We start from the raw sequence: 20,429 nt of genomic DNA, 5'->3' as shown, positions 1-20,429 counted from the left end.
CCGAGGGGGCCGTCAGCGTCGTACCTGGTTACTTGTTGCTGCTCGAGCCGGAGCCCGAACCCGAGCCGGTGCTCGAACCCGAGCCGGAGCCCGTGCTACCGGTGCCCGACGTGCTGCCGGTGGTGCCGCCCGACGCGGTGCCAGACGTGTTGCCCGACGCGCTGCCGGTCGCGCCGCCCGACGCGGTGCCGGTCGTGCTGCCCGACGCGCTGCCGGTCGCGCCGCCCGACGTGGTCCCGGATGTGCTGCCCGAGCCGCTGCCCGTCGTGGTGGAGCCGCCGGTCGTACCGCCCGTGCTGGAGCCGGTGGTGTTACCCGAGCCTGCGCCCCTGCTGGTGCTGATACCGGAGGTGTTGCGCCCCGTACCGGTATTCGAGCCGGTGGTGGTGCCGGAGCCGGAGCCGGTGGTGCCGGTGTTGGAGTTGCCGGCAGCTTCGCCCGAGCCCTCGCCCGCGCCCGTGCCCTCGCCCGTGCCCGTGCCGTCGCCCGTGCCCGCGCCTTCGCCCGTGCCCGTGCCTTCGCCCGCGCCCGCGCCGTCACCCGTCCCGGTGTCGGTGCCTTCGCCCTCGCCCGTGCCTTCGCCCGCGCCGGTGCCTTCGCCCTCGCCCGTGCCCTCGCCCGCGCCCTCGCCTGCGCCTTCACCGACGCCTTCGCCGGTGCCTTCACCTGTTCCCTCGCCCGCGCCTTCTCCGGCGCCGAGGCCCTCATCGTCAGCCTTGTCGCCAAGGCTGATCGGGACGATGTCACCGCCGAACCTGAATTCGGACGGGCCCGTCGCGCCGAAGCTCGCCAGCGTGGAGTCAGCGGGGGCGGGTGGCTTGATCGCGTTGGCGATCTGGTTGGGCAGCGTGACCGTGAGGTAGGTGACTAGACCACGGTCGAGCAAGCCCTGCCACTCCGAAGTGGTGCCGGCAGGCGTCATTCCGTTGAGCAGAGCGTTCAACGCCTTCGCCGGCAGGTTCACCAGGTGGACGATTGCATCGCCGATGTTCCCGTCGACCAGCGCTTGACGGGCTGCGTCGAGAACCTCCATGGACTGGAGAACCCCGCCGAGGAACGGCTCGAAAATGGCCTTGGTGACTGCGAACTCGGACACCACGTCGAGCAGTTTCGGCAGGGCGTATGTGCCCGGGAGGGCGTCGACGAACTGAGCCGGGATGGACAGGATCGGAATCAGCGGCTGAACTCCGCCGAGCACCCGGAGCACGAACCAGCCGTTGATCTTGGAGAACGCCTCGACGAACTGCCCCTGCGACAGGTAGGTCAGCGACTCGATGACCGCGGTCGGGAACTGCTCCACCGCCAACTGCAGCCTCTCGAAGGTGCCCGAGATCGCGGTGGTGATCGTGGGGCCGTACTTCGAACTGAAGTTCATGAACTCGTTGAGCAGGGGACCCGGGTTGAGGATGTTCTGAACCAGGGCGCTCACGGCCTCCTGGAAGATGTAACCGGTGCCCAGCGCGTCCGCGAGATTCAACGTCGCTGTCGTGGAGTTCCGGGTCAGCTGGTCCAGGCTGCCGAATGTGTCGGCGATGGTCTGGCCCCACACGAGGAGCGGATTGGTGGCCGCCGTGAGCTGGACCGCGGCCTGCGCCGCACGCTCCTGAACGTCCTGGATGTTCGGCATCGGTGGGGTCACCGGGCTGACCGCGAGCACGCCGGCACTTGCCATCGCGACGCCAGCAATCAACAGCTTGGAGTTGCGGCGCGTCGATGGTGAGTAACTGGGCGAGAGACCGTAAACCGGAGGATCAGCCTGAGCTGCTAGTTGCACGTTTTCTCCTGTTGTGCCTGTGAATTTGCCAAATGGCTCTCGGAGATTAGCTGAGCCTACCCTTACAGGCAAGCGTTCTCCTGATCCGCCTAGGGCCGATTACGGAGGCGTGGCCGTTAGGCCGCCGATCCGCGACATAAGTTCGCATATCGCAGTTGGGGCGCCGTGCTTGCAAGATCAAGTTGCGAACCGGCCGAAATTTACCCGACAGTCACCGATCATCGGGGGCTACGTCCTCTGTCGCGAAAGTGACCTTCGCCACGTCGCCTCGGTGCCTCTGGAGAGGTGTGCGTGAAGACGTTGCTGAGACGAAGCCAGTCGCTTGCGGTTACCGCCCAGCAGCCAAGACACCGATTTAGCCGAGACCGGACTTGCCCACGCGCTTACCGGCGTCGGGCAAACAGACGGGTGCCGGGGCCGGCTCTGGAGCCGTCGCGCATATTGCGTTTACGAGGTCCGCCACCTGGTGCCAGGTGAACGTCGCATCGCCCCGCCGCCCGACCGCGGGGCCGGTCAACGATTGACAGCCGATAGTTCGACCGGCTAGATATACGACACGCACGGTAACGGGGTCGTCTGGCCCGGTCGGCCGGCGATCCACGCCACCGAGGGGTCATGGCATGACCAGCATCCAACCAGGACGCACCGCGCCCGATGCGCCGGTCGCCGGGCGGTCGCGCATGGCACACGCGATCCGGGTGCTGTCGGTGCCGATCATCATCGGTTGGATCGTGTTGACCGCGGTGACGAACGTGTTCGTCCCGTCGCTGGAGAAGGTCGGCGAGGCGAACACCGTCTCGATGAACGCCCATGACGCTCCGGCCTTCATCGCGATGCAGCGCGTCGGCGCGAACTTCAAGGAGTTCGACTCCGACAGCAACGCCATGGTGATCCTGGAGGGCGACAAGCCGCTCGGCGCCGACGCGCACCACTACTACGACGAACTGATCAAGCGATTTCGGGCCGACCCCGACCACATCGAGCATGTCGCCGATTTCTGGAGCGACCCGCTGACCGCGGCCGGGGCGCAGAGCGCCGACGGCAAGTCCGCATACGTCCAGATCTACCTGCGCGGCAACATCGGCGAGACGATCGCCAACGAGTCGATCCAAGCGGTGCGCGACATCATCGCGGAAACTCCCGCCCCGCAGGGTATCAAGGCTTATGTGACCGGCGGGGCGGCGCTGAACGCCGACCAGCGCGTCGCCGGTGACAAGGGGGCCGCCAAGGCGACCATCGCCACGCTGATCGTCATCGCGGTGATGCTGCTGTTCGTCTACCGCTCGATCGCCACGATGGTGCTGATCCTGTTGATGGTGTTCGTCGAGCTCGGCGCCTCCCGCGGCATCGTCGCGTTCCTCGGCAACACCGGGCTCATTGGGCTCTCGACGTTCGCCACCAGTCTGCTCACCCTGATCGCGATCGCGGCGGGCACCGACTACGCGATCTTCCTCATCGGCCGGTACCAAGAGGCGCGGCAACTCGGCGAGGACAAAGAAACCGCGTACTACACGATGTTCCACGGCACCGCCCACGTGGTGCTGGGGTCGGGGCTCACCATCGCCGGTGCCCTGCTGTGCTTGAAGTTCACCCGGTTGCCCTGGTTCCAGACCATGGCGGTGCCCTGCGCGGTGGGTGTTCTCGTCGCCGTGATCGCCGCCCTGACGCTGGGGCCGGCGGTCACTGTCGTCGGCAGCCGCTTCGGATTGTTCGAGCCGAAGCGCCCCATCAACTCCCGCGGTTGGCGGCGGGTGGGCGTCGTGGTGGTGCGGTGGCCCGGACCGGTTCTCGTCGCCACGTGCGCGCTGTCACTGGTGGGCCTGCTGGCGCTCAACGGGTACAAGGTCGACTACGACGGTCGGCACTTCTTACCGGCCGACACCCCGGCGAACATCGGATACGACGTCGCCGACCGGCATTTCGACGCCGCCCGAATGAACCCCGAACTGCTGATGGTCGAGAGCGACCACGATCTGCGCAACTCGGCCGACTTCCTGGTGATCGACAAGATCGCCAAGGGAATCTTTCATGTACCAGGCATCGCACGGGTGCAGACGATCACCCGGCCGCAGGGTAAGCCGATCGAGCACACGACGATTCCGTTCCTACTCAGCATGCAGGGCACCACGAACCAGCTCAACCAGAAGTATCAGCAGGACCGGATGGCCGACATGCTGGTCCAGGCCGACGAGATGCAGACGACCATCGACCAGATGGAAAAAATGGCCGACCTGATGCAGCAGATGGCCGACACCACCCACAGCATGGTCCAGAAGACCAAGAACATGACGGTCGATATCGCCGAAATCCGCGACCACATCTCCGATTTCGACGACTTCTTCCGGCCGGTGCGCAATTACTTCTACTGGGAACCGCACTGCTTCAACATCCCGGTCTGCTGGTCGCTGCGCTCGATCTTCGACACCCTCGACGGGATTGACACGCTGACCGATGACATCCAGCACCTGGTACCGGACCTCGAACACCTCGACAGCCTGATGCCGCAGTTGATCCTGCTGCTGCCTCAGCAGATCGAGACCATGAAGACGATGAAGGCCATGATGCTGACCATGCACTCCTCGCAAAAGGGGCTTCAGGATCAGATGGCCGCGATGCAGGAGAATTCGCACGCGATGGGGGACGCGTTCGACGAGTCGATGAACGACGACTCGTTCTACCTGCCGCCAGAGGCGTTCGACAACAAAGACTTTCAGCGCGGCATGGACAACTTCATCTCACCCGACGGCAAGTCGGTGCGCTTCATCATCGAACACGAGGGCGACCCGGCCACCCCGGAGGGCATCGAACACATCGACGCGATCAAACTCGCGGCCAAGGAAGCGATCAAGGGTACTCCGCTGGAGGGCTCCACAATCTACCTCGGCGGGACCGCGGCGACCTACAAAGACATGCGCGACGGATCCAACTACGATCTGCTGATCGCCGGAATGTCCGCTGCGGCTTTGATTTTCATCATCATGCTGATCATCACCCGGGCCGTGGTGGCGGCGGCGGTGATCGTCGGAACGGTGCTGTTGTCGCTGGGCACGTCGTTCGGCCTGTCCGTGCTGGTCTGGCAGCACCTGCTGGGCATCCGCCTGCACTGGATCGTGCTGGTGATGTCGGTGATCCTGCTGTTGGCCGTCGGCTCGGACTACAACCTGCTACTGGTGTCCCGGTTCAAAGAGGAATTGCACCACGGTTTCAAGGTCGCCATCATCCGGGCGATGGCCGGTTCGGGCAAGGTGGTCACGTCGGCGGGGCTGGTGTTCGCCGCGACGATGGCCTCGTTCGTGGTGGGCGATCTGCGCAGCATCGCCCAAGTCGGCAGCACGATCGCGCTGGGCCTGTTGTTCGACACCCTCGTCGTGCGGGCCTTCATGACACCGTCCATCGCGGCGCTGCTCGGCCGGTGGTTCTGGTGGCCGCAGCGGGTGCGCACGCCCGCGTCGAGGCGCAGGATGGCCGCGGTGTTCCCCGAACGGGCGGCCGCCTCGACCGACCCCGCCGACTGAGGCGCAACCGGCAGGGTTCCCAGCTTCTAGAACGGACTCCTTCTGGCGTCTGCGGTGCGATGATGGGCAGATGGGGAACCCGGACCTGGCGGACAGCCCGCTGCCGTCGGCTTCGGCCTGGGCGATCGCGGACCGCAACGTCGGAACCTTCCGGTTCTGGTTCGTGGGACAACGCTGGGAATGGTCCGACGAGGTGGCCCGGATGCACGGGTACGAACCCGGCACCGTAGTCCCGACGACCGAGTTGCTGCTGTCGCACAAGCATCCCGATGACCGTCAGCACGTGCAGGACCTACTGGACCACGCCCTGCACCTAGGAGGCTCGTTCTCCAGCCGGCACCGGTTCATCGACACGGCGGGCAAGGTGCACACCGTCATCGTGATCGGCGACCGGATGCTCGACGACACCGGTGCCGTCGTCGGTACCGAGGGCTACTACATCGACCTGACCGACACGTTCGCCCAGACCCGCCGGCAGGCGTTGAGTGACTCGCTGCCCGAGTTGTTCGAGGCCCGTGCAGCGATCGAGCAGGCCAAGGGCGCGCTGATGCTCGTCTACCGGATCGACGCCGACGCGGCGTTCGAGTTGCTGATGTGGCGCTCCCAGCACACCAACACCAAACTGCGCGCCCTCGCCTCCCAGATTGTCGCCGAGTTGAACTCGATCGATCCGCAGCGCGACGATCTGCGGAGGCAGTTCGATCATCTGTTGCTCACCGCACACACCCGCGTCGGCGCCGACCGCGACGAGTAGGTGAACGAGGGCCGTGCATGCGAGTCGCAACTGAAGTCGACCCAGCCGGGGTATCCCCACCCCATGGCAACTCAGATGTGCAGGCTCCTGACAGGTGCATGACGTGGCGCTGCTGGAGGTGACCCAGGACGTGCGCGCCGGTGCGGTGGTGGTGTCGGTGCTGGGCGAGATCGACTCGAACACGGTCGGGTCGCTGCAACCGCGCCTCGACCGCGCTGTCGAGGCCGCCGGTGAACAATCCGCGAAGGTGCTGATCGTCGAACTGTCCCGGGTCACCTACTTCGGCAGCGCGGGGTTGAACGCTCTGCTCGAGTGCTACGAGAAAGGGTCGGCCGCAGGGGTTTCGGTGCGGGTGGTGGCCGCCAACCCAGAGGTGGTGAGGCCCATCGAGATCACCAAGCTCGACAAGGTCCTGCGGCCTTACGGGACCGTGGCCGACGCGGTCGGCGGATGAATGGCCCGGACGGGTCGGCGGATCGGCTGACCACGGTGTTCGACGCGGACGCCGAAGTCGGGCCCGACCTCGCGGGCGTCCGGTGGGCCGACACGCCGCTGGGACCACCAGAGGGCTGGCCGCAGAGCCTGCGCACCGCGGTGAGCATCCTGCTGTCGTCGCGCTTCCCGATGTGGATGGCGTGGGGACACGATCTGACGTTTTTCTGCAACGCCGCCTACCGGCGGGACACGTTGGGTCGCAAGTATCCCTGGGCGCTGGGTCGCCCGGCTCGCGAGGTGTGGGCCGAAATCTGGCCCGACATCGGGCCGCGCATCGATCGCGTCCTCTCCACCGGACAGGCCACATGGGATTCGGCGCTGTTGCTGTTCCTCGAACGCTCTGGATATCAGGAGGAGACGTATCACACCTTTTCCTACAGTCCTCTTCGCGACGACGACGGAGAGGTCGTCGGCATGCTCTGCGTGGTCAGCGAGGACACCCAGCAGGTGATCAGCGAGCGTCAGATGGCGACGCTGCGCGACCTCGGGTCGGACCCCAGCGTGGTGCGCACCGAGGAAGAGATCATGGCGTTCGCCGAACGCCAACTCGGCCACAACCTGCGTGACCTCCCGTTCACTCTCACCTATCTGTTCGACGGCGACGGCGGCGCGCGCCTGGCCGGGGCGACGGGAATCGCGGCCGGGCACCCGATCGCCCCGGCAAGCGTGGGCGCCGGCGACGACGGCGGCTGGCCGCTGGAACGACCCGCGCGCGGTGAGACGACGGTTGTCGCGCTCCACGGCGACCGGCATGCGGACCTGCCGACCGGGCAGTGGAGTGCTCCCCCCACCCGTGCCCTCGTCGTTCCGCTGCAGCAGCAGGGCGGTTCTCCGATCGGATTCCTGGTCGCCGCGCTCAATCGGTATCGGCCCTTGGACGACACCTATCGCGGCTTCGTGACGCTGGTGGCCGGGCACATCGCCGCGGGCATCGGCAGCGCGCGCAACTATCAGGCCCAGCAGCAGCGCGCGGAGGAGCTCGCCGAGCTGGACCGCGCCAAGACGACGTTCTTCTCCAACATCAGCCACGAGTTCCGTACTCCGTTGACGTTGATCCTCGATCCGGTCGCCGAACTGCGTACCCGCAGCAAGAACCTCGACATCCGGGCCCGCGAGGAACTGGACATCGTGTGGCGCAACGGATTACGCCTGGCGAAATTGGTCAACACGCTGCTCGACTTCTCACGCATCGAGGCGGGCCGCATGCAGGCCAACTTCACCCCCGTCGACCTCGGCGCGGTGACCGCAGAACTCGCCAGCGTCTTCCGGTCTGCCATCGAGCGCGCCGGCCTCACGTTCACCGTCGACTGTGCCTCCCTCGACGACAGCGTCTACCTCGACCGCGACATGTGGGAGAAGGTCATCTTCAACCTGCTGTCGAACGCGCTGAAATTCACGTTCACCGGGGGTATTTCGGTCGGGGTCGCCCGCGACGGCGCCGAAGCCGTGGTGACGGTCTCCGACACCGGCGTCGGGGTACCGGCCGAGGAGACGCCGCGGTTGTTCGAGAGGTTCCACCGCATCGAGACCGTCCGGGCGCGGTCCAACGAAGGCAGCGGCATCGGGCTGGCACTGGTCAAGGAGTTGATCGAACTCCACGGCGGGCACATCACCGCTGCGAGCACCGAGGGAGCCGGCACCACCTTCGCGATCCGCCTGCCGTTCGGCGCCGCGCACCTGCCTGCCGACGCCATCGCCCCGGCGCCCGACGAGCGGGCGGCGACTGGCGGTGCCGAGCCGTACCTCGAGGAGGCGCTGCGATGGCTCCCCGGTGATGGCGACGTGCAGGCGGGTGACGCAGCGTCGGCGGCGCCGAGCGCGGCGACCTCGTCATTTTCGGGCACGACACCGCGCGTTCTGATCGCCGACGACAACGCCGACATGCGCGACTACGTCGCCCGCATGCTGCGCAACGACGGCTATCTCGTCGACGCGGTCACCGATGGACAACTGGCGTTGGATGCGGCACGCACGGACGTGCCGGACTTGGTGATCAGCGACGTCATGATGCCGCAACTCGACGGGTTGGCACTTGTCGCCGCACTGCGGTCGGACCCCCGCACCGCGGCGATACCGGTGCTGCTGCTGTCGGCGCGCGCCGGGCAGGAAGCCGCCATCGAGGGCCTACAGGCCGGCGCCGACGACTATCTCGTCAAGCCGTTCGCCGCGGCGGAACTGCTGGCCCGCGTCCGCGCGAACGTCAAACTCGCGCGCCTGCGCAATCACCACGCACGATGGCGCACCGCGTTGATCGACTCTCTGCAGGAAGCGTTCTTCGTCGCCGACGACCGCGGCGCGGTGATCGAGATCAACGCCGCGTTCACCGACATACTGGGGTTCGGCGTCGACGGGCTGCCCTACGAGCCGGTGCAGCCGTGGTGGCCGACATCGGAGTCGGATCCAGAAGCGTATCGCCAGGCCGACCAGCTGTTGGCGCGGATCCTGAGCGAACCTCATGGCAGGCATACAATTCCGGTCACACACCGCGATGGGCACCGGCTCTGGGTGACGCTCACCTACAACCAGATCGAGGAGATCGACACCGGCAGGCCTGTGATGGTCGGCACCTTCCGCGACGTCACCGCCGAGCACTACACCGTGCAGCGGGAGGCCGCCCTGGCCGCACTCAATCAGCAACTCGTGCAGGCGGATACGCTCGACGACGCGGTGCGCGCGGCCGCCGACGTCCTGCGCGACGTGTGGCGGGCGCACCGTGTCCTGGCCGTCACCTTCCCGGTCGACGATGCGGAGACGGCGCTCGAACCGACGGCCCTGGTCTGTTCCGGCAAGCCTACGCACTGGCGCGACCTGCCCGCGGCCACGAAGCTTGCCGTCACCTCTCTGCGCTTCGCCGATTCACTCGTTGCCGATTCGCCCGAAACGGGGTCGGCACGCATCGTCCTCCAGCATCCGCGCGGGGTGCTCGTCGTCTACCTCGAGCTGCCGGAGCGTCGCCCGTTCACGCCCGAGGACCAGACGCTGCTGGCGGTGTTGGCCGGTCGGCTCGGCCAGGGCCTGCAGCGCGTCCACCAACTCGACCAGCAGCGCGAAACCGCACTGGCGCTTCAGCACGCGATCCTCGGCCCGACCGTGTCGAGCGGGTTCGCCGTGCGCTACCAGCCGGCCACACGACCGCTGCAGGTCGGCGGTGACTGGTACGACGTCGTCGACCTGGACGACGGCCGCATCGCGCTGGTCGTCGGCGATTGCGTGGGCCACGGCTTGACCGCCGCGACGGTCATGGGTCAGCTGCGAAGCGCCTGTCGTGCGCTGCTACTCGAACATCCGGGTCCGGCGGCGGCGCTGACCGCGCTCGACCGGTTCGCCGCCCGGCTGCCCGGCGCGCGGTGCACGACGGCCTTCTGTGCGGTCCTCAACTCCGACACCGGTGAGCTGTTGTACTCCAGCGCCGGTCACCCGCCGCCAGTAATGGTGCTGCCCGATGGCTCGACGCGACTGCTCGACGATGCGTCGGTCACCCCGCTGGGATTGTCGTTCGACCACATCCGTCCGGAGGGCCGTCAGGTGATGCCGCCCCGTGCGACGTTGTTGCTCTACACCGACGGCCTGGTCGAGCGTCGGCGCGAATCCCTGGACAAGGGCATCCGCCGGGCCGCCGATGTGCTCGAAAGCCATTCCGCCACACCGCTCGACGACCTGGCCGACGAGATCATGTCCCGGTTGGCACCCAACTACGGATATCAAGACGACGTCGCGCTCATGCTGTACCGCCAACCGGCGCCGCTGGAGATCGAGTTCAGCGCCGACCCTGGCGAACTGGCCGGCACGCGCAACGCGCTGCGCAGTTGGCTGGTCCGTGCGGGGGTGGACCCGCATCAAACGCTCGACGTGCTGATCGCAGCGGGAGAGGCGCTCGCCAACGCCATCGAACACGGCCACCGTGACCATCCTGGCGGCACCGTTCGGTTGTGCGCGACCGTGCTGGCCGACCGGCTCCACCTGACCATCGCCGACACCGGGGTGTGGAAGATTCCGCAGGCCGATCCGGCCTCGCACCGCGGCCGGGGGATCGCGTTGATGAGGGCGCTGATGCACGACGTCTCGATCGAGACGGGCGATGCGGGTACGACGATCGGCATGCACGCGAGGATCGCCTGATGCCCACACCTTTCGGAGTGAGCACCGATCGGCGGGGCGACGGCACGGTGGTGCTGAACGTCAGCGGCGAACTCGACCTGAGCAACGTCGAGGCGTTGACCGACGCCATCGCCGCCGCGCTGAGCAGACACGGTCAAGAGGCGGGGCGGTTGACGGTTGACCTGGCCGCCGTCGAGTATCTCGACAGCGCGGCAATCCATGCGCTGTTCGATCACGCCGCACAGATCCGCCGGATCGTCGCCAATCCGATCCTGATGTCGGTGCTGACGATCAGTGGGTTGACGTCGGTCGTGGAAGTTACTGCAGCAGAAGCGGGCTGAACCCCGTCACGGAAGCACGGTGCGCATCAGCATGACGTTGTATGCCGACCACAGCGACAGGTTGAAGTACAGCTCCTTGCCCGTCGACCACGGGTGCAGGAACGGCGCGTAGATGCCGCCGGGAATGTCCCACGACCGCACCAGCACCTGTTCGGGGCCCCACGGCCCCTGGGGTGCGGGCGCCGTCCGGGCCACCACATCGTTGGCGCCGTTGCCGTAGAGCACCAAGTACTGCTTGAGGTAGGTGTTGTACTGGGCCGACATCTCGCCCACGGGGCCGGGTATCACCACCGTGGCCGCGCCCGGATCTCTTGGCACCCAAGCGTTCTGGTCGACATTCCAGTACTCGTAGCGATTGAGGTCCGGCACCGCGCCCTGCGGGATGCGTGCGATGTACGCCGCACCGCCTCGACCCGCCGGCGTCCCGAACATGTACAGATAGGGGTCACCAGGCCCCGACTTGAGAAACGCGGCCTGCTGAAAGTTCTCGTTGCCGCGCACGTAGCGGGCGCTGGGGACGTCACCTTCACGGGCGGCACGCACGGAGCCGGGGTAGACACCCCAGCGCTCGCCGTTGTCGGGGGAGACCGCGATCGCCGAGAAGTTCGTGGTCCACCGGCCGTCGGCGTCCCAGCTCTTGATCGACATGAAGTTCACGAACTGGTTGCCGCCCGCGGAGATCCCCGCCGTCGGAATGATGCCGGTCTCGTTCGGTGCCCACTTGGTGCTGTTGATGATCTGCTTGGACAGCCCCGGTGCCCACAGCGGGGAACCGGAGTAGCGATTGGCGAGGATGCCGTCGGGCACCGCGACCGTCTTCGACAGCGCACCGTCCTGGGTGCGCAGCAGCGTGTTGTACCGCCACTGCTTACCGCGCACGCTGCAGTAGCCGTAGGTGTCGCCGAATGCCATCAGCACCTGGTGATTGCCGGGATCGCCGTTGTCCCACATGATTCCGAGGTCGGTGCCGGTGATGGCGAACCGCCCGATGGTGTTGTTTGGGCTCTCGGGTCCGGTCACCCAACCGACGAGCGTTGTTCCAGGCGGTGCGGGCGGGGGAGGCGGTTCGGGGGCCGCAGCGGCGGGAAGTTGTTGCGCTTCAGGCTGATCCGTGGGTGGCTGAGGTGGCGTCGGGCGGACGTCGGCCTGTTGCTCGACGGTCGCCGAACGCGGTGTGAGCGATTCGAGGATCTCGGCGGGCAGCCGACCGAGTTGCGGCGATGGCGCCTCGTCGTCGGTGTTGCGGGGCCGGTGACCGACCGGCGGCCCGCCCGGCAATGCGGGCGTCGCATCGGTGTTCGGCGCCGCGGGCGGTTGCGCGGCCGCGGCCGCGCCGGTGCAGGGTTCCGCGGTCGCCGAGGGGGCGACGCCGAGGACGGCGCTCAGGCCGATCACGGTTGCGGACGCCACCAATAGCGAGGCGATGCGCGGACGCGGCGACATGTCACACCTTTCCGGAGGCGGACGCCGGAGCGACGTCAGCGATGGGCGGATGTGACGCTAGTGGCGAAAGTGACGCTTGTGATCTTGGTGCGCGGATAGGTATCAATCCGTGACCGTGTCGCAACCCACGATTTGTGCGTGATTTCGTTCGCTGACCGAGCGCTTTCACACACAAGTCGCGTTTGGAAGCGGAATGTTTACCGGTCGGGCGGGGTAGAGAGATCGGCATGACCTCCCCGGCCAAGGCGCAGTCCGACCATTCCGACGAAGCGGAGGGCGGCAAGCTCAAACGAGGGATCACCGGGCCGCTGCTCTACCTGTTCATCCTCGGCGACGTGCTCGGTGCCGGGATCTACGCGCTGATGGGGGTGCTGGCGGGCGACGTCGGCGGTGCGTTGTGGGCGCCGCTTCTGCTGGCGCTGCTGCTCGCGCTGCTCACCGCCGGTTCCTACGCCGAACTGGTCACCAAGTACCCGAAGGCGGGCGGCGCGGCGGTGTTCGCCGAGCGTGCGTTTCGCCGCCCACTGGTGTCGTTCCTTGTGGGTTTCTGCATGCTCGCCGCCGGCGTGACCAGCGCGGCGGGTCTCGCCCTCGCCTTCGCCGGCGACTACCTCGCAACCTTCATCGATGTACCGGCCGTACCGGCGGCCATCGTGTTCCTGGCGCTGATCGGGTGCCTGAACGCGCGCGGGATCAGCGAGTCGGTGAAGAGCAACGTCGCGATGACCGTGATTGAGCTGACCGGCCTGCTGATCGTCGTCATCGCGGTGTCGGTGATGGTGGGCGGCGGCCGCGGCGACCTCGGCCGCGTCACCGAGTTCCCCGACGGTGCTGCGCCCGCGCTGGCGATCTTCAGCGGAGCGATCGTTGCGTACTACTCGTTTGTCGGCTTCGAGACCTCCGCGAACGTCGCCGAGGAGATCCGCAATCCGAGCAAGGTGTACCCGACGGCGCTGTTCGGTGCCCTCGTCACCGCGGGCGTGCTCTACGCCCTGGTCGGAGTCGCGAGTGCGATAGCACTGCCCGCCGACGAACTGGCGAAGTCCTCGGGACCGTTGCTCGACGTGGTCGGCGCGTCCGACGTCGGAGTGCCCGACTGGGTGTTCAGCGCGATCGCGCTCGTCGCCGTGGCCAATGGCGCGCTGCTGACGATGATCATGGCCAGCCGGCTCACCTACGGTATGGCCGAGCACGGCCTGTTGCCGAGCGTGCTCGGTCGCGTTTTGCCGAAGCGGCGCACACCGTGGACCGCCATTGTCGCGACAACCGCGGTGGCAATGGTGCTCAGCATGCTCGGTGATCTGTCGACGCTCGCTGAGACCGTGGTCCTGCTGTTGTTGATCGTGTTCATCTCCACCAACATCGCGGTGCTGGTGCTCCGGCGCGACAGCGTCGACCACCCGCATTTCCGGGTGTGGACGGCGGTGCCGGTGCTCGGCGTGGCGTCGTGTGTGCTGCTGCTGACCCAGCAGACCGCGAAGGTCTGGCTGTTCGCCGCAATACTCGTGGTGGCGGGCGCCGTCCTGTATCTGGTCGCCCGCGCGGCCACTCGTAAGGTCGACGCGTGATCAGCGCTTTGCCACTGTTCCGCACAGGAACCGTGTTTGCGCGCTTTGTGTTTCGTCGACGAGGATCGCGGCGTCGACCGCGTAGCGATCGAGCATGTCCGCATCTGAGCGGCGGTACGCATCGGCTCCCTGCGGCTACACCATGAGCCTGCCCAGCAGACGCTGCGACGTCCGCAGCGGTGCGAACATCGCGCTGCGGGCGTCGATCTCGGCCGCCTACCCGACCCACGCCGGCCATTGCCGCGCCTCCGGCGAGCCGATGGCTCCCACCATAGTGCATCCGAACTGCGCTGTCGCTGACGGATTTTCGTGATGATGGCCGAACAGGGCGTTGAGTTGGACGGTGAGTGGGTCGGTGGCGACCGAGGTGATTCGTAGACACCGACTTCCTCGGCGGCGGGCGATCCGCGAAGAACAGCAATGTTCCGGTGAGCGTCCTCGCGACCATCGCGGGCCACCGGTGAAGGCGAGCGACCGAGGGGTTCGAGGTGAGCTGTGAGGTAACAAGTCTGTCCAATCGTCGATAGATATCGCAGAAAGTTCGACACGACATACCCGGGGCCGTTACAGCCAACCGCATGAAAACCGCCGGCGCGGGATAAAAGGCCTACACGGCGCACGACCGTGGTCTACCTTCGCGCCGGTGACTCGAAGTTCGAAAGGGGGGACGAACATGGCGGAACTGTCGGCATGTTCGCAAGGCGCACGCCCGGCACACGTGAGGACCGCGCTCATGCGGTCGGCGCTCGTAGTGGCGGTGCTGTGCGTGCTGGTCGGCTTCGGCGGGGGACGGGCCGCAGCGTTTCCCGGCGGGGACGCCGCGGGCGCCTTGACGGTCGGCGGGTTGAACCGCACTTATCAAGTGCACGCACCGCCGGGCCTGAACAACCCCGCCGGGCTCGTGCTGAACCTGCACGGCGCCGGGATGACCGGTCAGGCGCAGGCCGGAGCGACCAACTACAACGCGATCGCCGATCAGTACGGCTTCGTTGTCGCCTATCCCGACGGCATCGACATGAGTTGGGCCGATGGGCGGGGCGCCTCGCTGCCCGACCGCCAGGGCGTCGACGACGTCGGTTTCCTGGTCGCGCTCACCGACCGCCTTCGCCAGGAGTACGGCGTGGACCCCGGTCGCGTGTTCGTAACCGGAACGTCGGCGGGTGGCTTCATGGCGTCGCGGCTGGCATGTCAACGCGCCGACGTCTTCGCCGCCGCGGCGCCCGTCGCGGCCACGCTGGCCTCGGGATTTCCCTGCGCGCCCTCGCAGCCGGTGTCGGTGCTCACGGTGCACGGCACGTCCGATCCCGTGGTGCCGTTCGGCGGTGGCCCGATGTTGGGGCGCGGAGGAGCGAGCGACATCGTCTCGGCCGCGGCGATGGCGCAACGCTGGCGCGACATCGACGGGTGCCCGGCGCCGGTCGAGCAGGTGCAGGGCAACGTCCATCGGGTCGTGGCCACCGGTTGTGCGGCCGGCACCGAGGTGGAGTTCGTCCAGATCGACGGCGGCGGCCACGTGTGGCCGGGCGGTCTCTTCGCGCCGTTCGACGCCTCCCAGGCGACCGGTCAGTTCTTCGCCACCCACGGTAGATGACCCGCGGGTCGGTTCTACGGTAGGGAAATGAGCGACGACGCCCCCGGTATCACCGGCATCCACCACATCTCCATCACCGTGACCGATCTCGAGGCCAGCCTGGCGTGGTATCAACGGCTGCTCGCGGCCGACCGGGTGCCGATGAAGTTCCCGCACTACGAACGCGAGGACACCGGATACGGCGAACTGCTGATCGAGCCGCGCTCCGGCGTCGTCATCGGCCTGCACACCAACACCGGCAACGACGGCAACCGATTCGACGAGGCCCGAACGGGATTGGATCACGTGGCCTTGAACGTGGCGTCGCGCGCCGAGCTGGACGCATGGACGCGACGGCTCGACGAACTCGGCATCGAGCATTCCGGTGTGCGCGCGGCCGACGAGCCCTTTCCGTTCGCGACGGTGGTGTTCCGCGACCCCGACAACATCCAGCTCGAGCTGTTCACCACGGGCTGACCGTCAGGAGGTCAACCGCTCCACGAGCGAGCGCAGATCGCTGAACTCCAACGAGGTGTTGCCTCGTGTCCGCACGTGCTCTCGCCACGCGTGGTGGGCGGTGTCGAGGGCCTGGGCGGCCGGCGTGCCGTCGACCATGCGCAGCGCCGCCATCGACAGGATCATCGCGGCGGAACCCGCCTCGTACAGAGGGTTATCGGTCATGCCGGAAAACTAGCTCGTCGTGCACCGTCGCGGCCTAGGCTGCGGGCCATGTCACCCGACCGCGCCGCGCTCCTCGCAGGCAGTATCCGCTTCGCCTCCGGGGTGTCGTTTCTGGTCGATCCGCTTCGTGCCAACCGGCTGTGGGGTGACCCGGAGGAGCCGGCGCCGACGACGCAGCTGCTGCTGCGCTCGATGGGCTACCGTGACGCGCTCATCGGCGGGCTGCTGCTGGCCTCCGCCGTGCGCGGCCGCGACACCCGGGGGTGGTTCCTGGCCTCGGGCGGCGCCGACGCGGCCGATCTGCTGGGCGGCATGGGTGTGCACCACGAGATGAAGCGCTCGCAGCGGGTCATCGGACTCGGGGGTGCGGTCGTCGGTATCGGCGTCGGGCTCTGGGGTGCGCTGCGACGACCCCAGCGCACCGAGGAGTGAGCTCAGCACGTCAACAGCAGACAGCCGGCGATCGGCCCGCCGCCGGCCGCGGCGACCGCCACCTCGGGCCGACGCGACACCTGCCGGTCACCGGCCTGTCCCCGCAGCTGCAGACACGCCTCGTGCAACAGCCAGTAGCCGTGCATCCGGCCTGCCGACAGCTGGCCTCCGTAGGTGTTGAGCGGCAACTCTCCGTCGAGCGCGATCCGCCTCGCGCCTTCGACGAACGGCCCCGCCTCGCCGTCCGCGCAGAACCCCAGCGCCTCGAGCCACGCGAATGTCAGAAAGGTGAAACCGTCGTAGAGTTCGGCGATGTCGACGTCCGACGACGTCAAGTCGGTGCGCGACCACATCTGAGCCGCCGCATCGGTGGACGCCATTTTCGGGAAGTCGTCGCGGTGGAACCACCCGCCCGAGCCATAAGCTCCGCCAACGGCTTCCACCGCCACGGGAGGCTGGGGGCAGTCCGCCGCGTAGTCGGCGTGCGAAATCACGAATGCGATCGAACCGTCGATCGGCACGTCGCAGTCGAACAGCCCGAACGGTGTGGACACCGGCCGCGCCGCCAGATAGTCCGCCATGGTCATCGGATCGTGGTAGGCGGCAAGCGGATTGAGCGCGGCGTTGGCTCTGCTGCTGATTGCGAGCCAGCCGAGCTGTTCCTTCGTCGTCCCGTACAGCTCCATGTGCCGGCGGCAATGCATGGCCAGCCAGTTCGCCGCCGAGTACGCATGTGCTGCCAGCAGTTCGTCGATGTCGCCGAACGGTCCGAGCCTGCGCCGGGCACCGGGTACGCGGGGTTCGATCGGGGGATTCGCCAACGGGTTCGGCCCGGCGGTGGGCGGTGCCTGCGTCATCGTCCCGCCGAGCATCTGCACCGTCCGATACACCAGCACATGGCGTGCCCGTCGCTCGGACACCGCCACCATCGCCGACATCACGGGGGTGAGCACACCCCCGGTGGGGAAACCGTAACCCTGGTCGGCCGCCGGGGCGCCCAGTGCCGCAACGACTTCGGCCAGCGGCGTGTCTCCGAAGGAGACGATGCCGTCGATGTCGTCGGGGGTGAGGCCGGCATCGTCGACGGCGGCCCGCGTTGCCTCCATCGTCAGTTCGATTCCGGGGATCCCCGTGCGCCGGCCGATGCGGGAAATGCCGAGGCCGCTGACGATCGCGTCCTTCTCGAACGTGGTCAATCGGCCACCGCCTCGCCTCGTCGCCGCCCGAATGCCCATCGCGCGGCGGGTTTCCTGTGATGCTCCCGCTCGAGACTGTACGTTCTGAAGTCGTGTCCGACGACGTGCCACCCGCCGCGCCCAGGATGCTGCCCGGCCTCGACGAGCACAACAGGGCGTTCTGGACCGGCGGACGGGACAACCAGCTGCTGATCGCGCGCTGTGAGCGTTGCCGACGGTGGGTGTCGCCGCCGGCCGCCGACTGCCCCGACTGTGGAGGAGAGCTCGCTGCGCAACCGGTGTCGGGGCGCGGCACCGTGTTCACCTACACCGTCAACCACCAACCGTTCAATCCGGCGGTTCCGCTGCCGTACGTCATCGCGATCGTCGAGCTCGACGAACAACCCGGTCTGCGGATCGTCGCCAACATCGTTGACTGTCAACTTGATTCGGTGCGCGTCGGCCTTCCAGTCGAGGTGCGCTTTGAAATCCAGGACCGCGACGGCGAGACGGTCTACGCACCGGTCTTCGTGCCGCGGTGAGACTCAGGCGCCACGTTTGAGGTGGGGCGTCGTCGTGGGCGTGACGGCGGACGGGCGGCGCCGGCGCCGAGTGGCCGCCTCGACCTCCACACCGCCGGAACCCGGTTCGCGCACCTGCTCACGGAGCCGGCGGAGTGCCTGTGCGAGCAGCCGCGACACGTGCATCTGCGAATAGCCCATGCGCTCGGCGATCTGGGTCTGCGTCATGCTCTCGAAGAAACGCAGCATCAGCACGGTCTTCTCGCGCTCGGGCAGCGCCGCAATGAGCGGGCGCACGGTTTCGAGGTCGACCACCTTGTCGATGTTCGGATCGACGTCGCCGAGCGTGTCACCCACCGAGCGGAACTCGTCGTCGGCGGAGGCCTGGACGTCGGTCGACAGCGTGGAGTAGTTGCTGCTGGCGATGGCCGCCTCCATCACCGCATCGCGTTCGATGCCCAGGTGCTTGGCGACCTCGGACGGAGTCGGCGCCCGACCGATCTGCTGGGACAACTCCGCGCGGGCCTTGACCAATTGCCCCTGCAGATCCTTGAGCCGGCGCGGAACCTTCACCGCCCAGCCGTAGTCCCGGAAGTGCCGGCGTACCTCTCCCATGATGGTCGGGATCGCAAACGACAAGAAATCGGCGCCGTTGTCGGGATCGAAGCGGTTCACGGCGTTCACCAATCCGACACGAGCGGCCTGCACCAGGTCGTCGATCGGCTCACCGCGATTGCGGTAGCGACGCGCTACGTGGTCGGCGAGCGGCAGCGTCCGGGCGACGATCGCCTCGCGCTGGCGCTGATGGGGGATCGACCCCCGATCAAGCGTTTTCAGGCGGCGGAACATGTCCGCCACGTCTGCGTATTCAGAAATCGCTTCGGACACCACACAGGCTCCTAACTTCCGACCCTGCCGTATGGATCGCACGGCTCGGATCTGAACCTGTGGTTGTTGCGGTCTACCCCTTCGAGTGGCGTGTCGAAACGTTGCCCGCCGGGGTCCTCGACCCAGCGTAGCGGTCGACGGGCGCGTGCGTGGTCAACCGGCGAATTCGCGTGCCTTGCTCGGCGGGTTGACGGGCATCGCGTGCTTGCCGTAGGGCCGCTGCTTCGTGAGCCGGGTCGGTGCGGTGACCAGCGGGCTGTCCCAGATCGCACCCGTGAAAACCGCGGCGCCCAGCGCCGTTAATCCTGCCATCGCGACCAACGTGTCGGGGTCCATGCCTCTCGGATTACCCACAGGCGGCGGATACAACTCCCGCCGCGGACAAAAAGTTTGCTCAGCGTCAGCGAGCGCGGTGAGCGAGCAGTTCGGCCTGATGGATCACCAAGCTCTTGCCGTACACGGTGATCCAGCCGCGGTTGACGAACTCGGATAGCGCCTTGTTGACCGATTCCCTTGAGGCGCCGACTAGTTGGGCGATCTCGGCCTGGGTCAAGCCGTGGTCGACACGCAACTGCCGATCATGGCGGGTACCGAAACGCTGGGCGAGGTGAAGGAGTTGTTTGGCAATCCGGCCGGGAACGTCGGTGAAATTCAGGTCGGTGATGAGGTCTTCGGCACGCCGCAGATTTCGCGCCAGAAGGCGCATCAGCTGCTCGGTGATGTGCGGGCTGTCGTCGATGCAGGCGTGCAACGCGTCACGGTCGATGACGGCGACGAGCACGGGGGTCAGGGCCGTGGCCGAACCGGTGCGCGGCCCGGAGTCGAAGACCGACTCGGCGCCGAAGATCTCCGAAGGGCCGAGGACGCCGAGCAATTTCTCGGGAAAGTCCGCGCATCGCCACCCGATCTTGACCTTTCCGTCGATGACGACGTAGAGGAGACGATCGCGTTGGCCTTCGTGGTAGATGCATTGGCCCGAGGCGTAACGGTCGTAGGAGAAGCGGCGGATCAGCGACGCCCTGTCGGCGGGTTCCAGTCCCCGGATGATCGCCGAGCACGCCAGTACGGCTTCGCTATCTCGCTCCACGGCTTTCTCGGCCGTGGCACCGGCGGCCATCAGCATGCCCACTCCCAACCCTGTTGCGTGCGGGGCTACCCCGCCGCAGAGGTGGTA

17 protein-coding genes are annotated in these 20,429 nt (G+C 67.2%); 10 read left to right on the top strand and 7 right to left on the bottom strand.

All coding sequences use genetic code 11. The features are described from left to right. Window positions 1-28: 28 nt before the first annotated feature. Window positions 29-1,672, bottom strand: a complete 1,644-nt coding sequence (locus tag A5650_RS26225) for a hypothetical protein (RefSeq protein ID WP_082950539.1) — start codon at window positions 1,670-1,672, stop codon at window positions 29-31. A gap of 722 nt (window positions 1,673-2,394) precedes the next feature. On the opposite strand from A5650_RS26225, the gene A5650_RS00775 reads away from it, so the two are divergent. The 5 genes from A5650_RS00775 to A5650_RS00755 all read left to right on the top strand — a co-directional run bounded on the left by A5650_RS00775 (window position 2,395) and on the right by A5650_RS00755 (window position 10,977). Beyond that, on the top strand, window positions 2,395-5,289 hold the full coding sequence (locus tag A5650_RS00775) for an MMPL/RND family transporter (RefSeq protein WP_067285311.1): 2,895 nt from the start codon (window positions 2,395-2,397) through the stop codon (window positions 5,287-5,289). A 70-nt stretch (window positions 5,290-5,359) separates the two neighbouring features. Continuing rightward, window positions 5,360-6,043 carry a PAS and ANTAR domain-containing protein gene (locus tag A5650_RS00770; protein WP_082950538.1) on the top strand — a complete coding sequence of 228 codons (684 nt, stop codon included), beginning with the start codon at window positions 5,360-5,362 and terminating at the stop codon, window positions 6,041-6,043. Window positions 6,044-6,146: 103 nt separating this feature from the next. Beyond that, a complete protein-coding gene (locus A5650_RS00765) occupies window positions 6,147-6,497 on the top strand; it encodes an STAS domain-containing protein (protein ID WP_067285354.1) in 351 nt (116 codons plus the stop codon). Further along, a complete protein-coding gene (locus tag A5650_RS00760; protein ID WP_067285309.1) occupies window positions 6,494-10,657 on the top strand; it encodes a SpoIIE family protein phosphatase in 4,164 nt (1,387 codons plus the stop codon). Before A5650_RS00765 ends, A5650_RS00760 begins: the two co-directional genes overlap by 4 nt. Then, complete coding sequence (locus tag A5650_RS00755; RefSeq protein ID WP_067285307.1) at window positions 10,657-10,977, top strand: STAS domain-containing protein; 321 nt, start codon at window positions 10,657-10,659, stop codon at window positions 10,975-10,977. Before A5650_RS00760 ends, A5650_RS00755 begins: the two co-directional genes overlap by 1 nt. A gap of 6 nt (window positions 10,978-10,983) precedes the next feature. On the opposite strand, the gene A5650_RS00750 is transcribed toward A5650_RS00755, so the two are convergent. Further along, entirely contained in the window at window positions 10,984-12,420 is a 1,437-nt protein-coding gene (locus A5650_RS00750; RefSeq protein ID WP_067285305.1) for a glycoside hydrolase family 183 protein, read from the bottom strand. A gap of 227 nt (window positions 12,421-12,647) precedes the next feature. Between A5650_RS00750 and A5650_RS00745 the strand changes: the two genes are divergently transcribed. From A5650_RS00745 to A5650_RS00735, 3 genes are all read left to right on the top strand, one after another. Continuing rightward, window positions 12,648-13,988 (top strand): APC family permease, encoded by a 1,341-nt coding sequence (locus tag A5650_RS00745; RefSeq protein WP_067285302.1) that lies wholly within the window; start codon window positions 12,648-12,650, stop codon window positions 13,986-13,988. Window positions 13,989-14,721: 733 nt separating this feature from the next. Then, the gene (locus A5650_RS00740) at window positions 14,722-15,579 is read left to right on the top strand and encodes an extracellular catalytic domain type 1 short-chain-length polyhydroxyalkanoate depolymerase (protein ID WP_082950542.1); all 858 of its coding nucleotides are present in this window, start codon (window positions 14,722-14,724) and stop codon (window positions 15,577-15,579) included. A 27-nt stretch (window positions 15,580-15,606) separates the two neighbouring features. Further along, window positions 15,607-16,035: a VOC family protein gene (locus A5650_RS00735; protein ID WP_067285300.1), complete on the top strand. Its 429-nt coding sequence runs from the start codon at window positions 15,607-15,609 to the stop codon at window positions 16,033-16,035. Window positions 16,036-16,038: 3 nt separating this feature from the next. Here A5650_RS00735 and A5650_RS00730 read toward each other — a convergent pair whose 3' ends face one another. Beyond that, window positions 16,039-16,239: a hypothetical protein gene (locus A5650_RS00730; protein ID WP_067285298.1), complete on the bottom strand. Its 201-nt coding sequence runs from the start codon at window positions 16,237-16,239 to the stop codon at window positions 16,039-16,041. A 48-nt stretch (window positions 16,240-16,287) separates the two neighbouring features. Between A5650_RS00730 and A5650_RS00725 the strand changes: the two genes are divergently transcribed. After that, window positions 16,288-16,671: a DUF4267 domain-containing protein gene (locus tag A5650_RS00725; protein ID WP_067285295.1), complete on the top strand. Its 384-nt coding sequence runs from the start codon at window positions 16,288-16,290 to the stop codon at window positions 16,669-16,671. A gap of 2 nt (window positions 16,672-16,673) precedes the next feature. On the opposite strand, the gene A5650_RS00720 is transcribed toward A5650_RS00725, so the two are convergent. Next, entirely contained in the window at window positions 16,674-17,867 is a 1,194-nt protein-coding gene (locus tag A5650_RS00720; RefSeq protein WP_156743961.1) for a thiolase family protein, read from the bottom strand. Window positions 17,868-17,959: 92 nt separating this feature from the next. Between A5650_RS00720 and A5650_RS00715 the strand changes: the two genes are divergently transcribed. Then, the gene (locus A5650_RS00715; protein WP_067285291.1) at window positions 17,960-18,388 is read left to right on the top strand and encodes a Zn-ribbon domain-containing OB-fold protein; all 429 of its coding nucleotides are present in this window, start codon (window positions 17,960-17,962) and stop codon (window positions 18,386-18,388) included. Between the two features lie 3 nt (window positions 18,389-18,391). Here the strand turns inward: A5650_RS00715 and A5650_RS00710 are convergent, their stop codons facing one another. The 3 genes from A5650_RS00710 to A5650_RS00700 all read right to left on the bottom strand — a co-directional run bounded on the left by A5650_RS00710 (window position 18,392) and on the right by A5650_RS00700 (window position 20,372). Then, a complete protein-coding gene (locus tag A5650_RS00710) occupies window positions 18,392-19,255 on the bottom strand; it encodes a SigB/SigF/SigG family RNA polymerase sigma factor (protein ID WP_082950541.1) in 864 nt (287 codons plus the stop codon). Window positions 19,256-19,408: 153 nt separating this feature from the next. After that, on the bottom strand, window positions 19,409-19,591 hold the full coding sequence (locus A5650_RS00705) for a hypothetical protein (protein ID WP_067285289.1): 183 nt from the start codon (window positions 19,589-19,591) through the stop codon (window positions 19,409-19,411). Window positions 19,592-19,655: 64 nt separating this feature from the next. After that, window positions 19,656-20,372 (bottom strand): Crp/Fnr family transcriptional regulator, encoded by a 717-nt coding sequence (locus A5650_RS00700; RefSeq protein ID WP_067285349.1) that lies wholly within the window; start codon window positions 20,370-20,372, stop codon window positions 19,656-19,658. Window positions 20,373-20,429 lie beyond the last annotated feature (57 nt).

Source organism: Mycobacterium sp. 1164985.4, from assembly GCF_001668575.1.
In the GTDB taxonomy this organism is placed as follows: domain Bacteria; phylum Actinomycetota; class Actinomycetes; order Mycobacteriales; family Mycobacteriaceae; genus Mycobacterium.
This window is presented reverse-complemented; position numbering and strand designations above follow the sequence as displayed.

Coding starts and splice junctions, on each gene's coding strand:
- A5650_RS26225 (WP_082950539.1), bottom strand. CDS start 1,672: ATGGCAAGTGCCGGCGTGCTCGCGGTCAGCCCGGTGACCCCACCGATG.
- A5650_RS00775 (WP_067285311.1), top strand. CDS start 2,395: ATGACCAGCATCCAACCAGGACGCACCGCGCCCGATGCGCCGGTCGCC.
- A5650_RS00770 (WP_082950538.1), top strand. CDS start 5,360: ATGGGGAACCCGGACCTGGCGGACAGCCCGCTGCCGTCGGCTTCGGCC.
- A5650_RS00760 (WP_067285309.1), top strand. CDS start 6,494: ATGAATGGCCCGGACGGGTCGGCGGATCGGCTGACCACGGTGTTCGAC.
- A5650_RS00755 (WP_067285307.1), top strand. CDS start 10,657: ATGCCCACACCTTTCGGAGTGAGCACCGATCGGCGGGGCGACGGCACG.
- A5650_RS00750 (WP_067285305.1), bottom strand. CDS start 12,420: ATGTCGCCGCGTCCGCGCATCGCCTCGCTATTGGTGGCGTCCGCAACC.
- A5650_RS00745 (WP_067285302.1), top strand. CDS start 12,648: ATGACCTCCCCGGCCAAGGCGCAGTCCGACCATTCCGACGAAGCGGAG.
- A5650_RS00740 (WP_082950542.1), top strand. CDS start 14,722: ATGCGGTCGGCGCTCGTAGTGGCGGTGCTGTGCGTGCTGGTCGGCTTC.
- A5650_RS00735 (WP_067285300.1), top strand. CDS start 15,607: ATGAGCGACGACGCCCCCGGTATCACCGGCATCCACCACATCTCCATC.
- A5650_RS00730 (WP_067285298.1), bottom strand. CDS start 16,239: ATGACCGATAACCCTCTGTACGAGGCGGGTTCCGCCGCGATGATCCTG.
- A5650_RS00725 (WP_067285295.1), top strand. CDS start 16,288: ATGTCACCCGACCGCGCCGCGCTCCTCGCAGGCAGTATCCGCTTCGCC.
- A5650_RS00705 (WP_067285289.1), bottom strand. CDS start 19,591: ATGGACCCCGACACGTTGGTCGCGATGGCAGGATTAACGGCGCTGGGC.
- A5650_RS00700 (WP_067285349.1), bottom strand. CDS start 20,372: ATGGCCGCCGGTGCCACGGCCGAGAAAGCCGTGGAGCGAGATAGCGAA.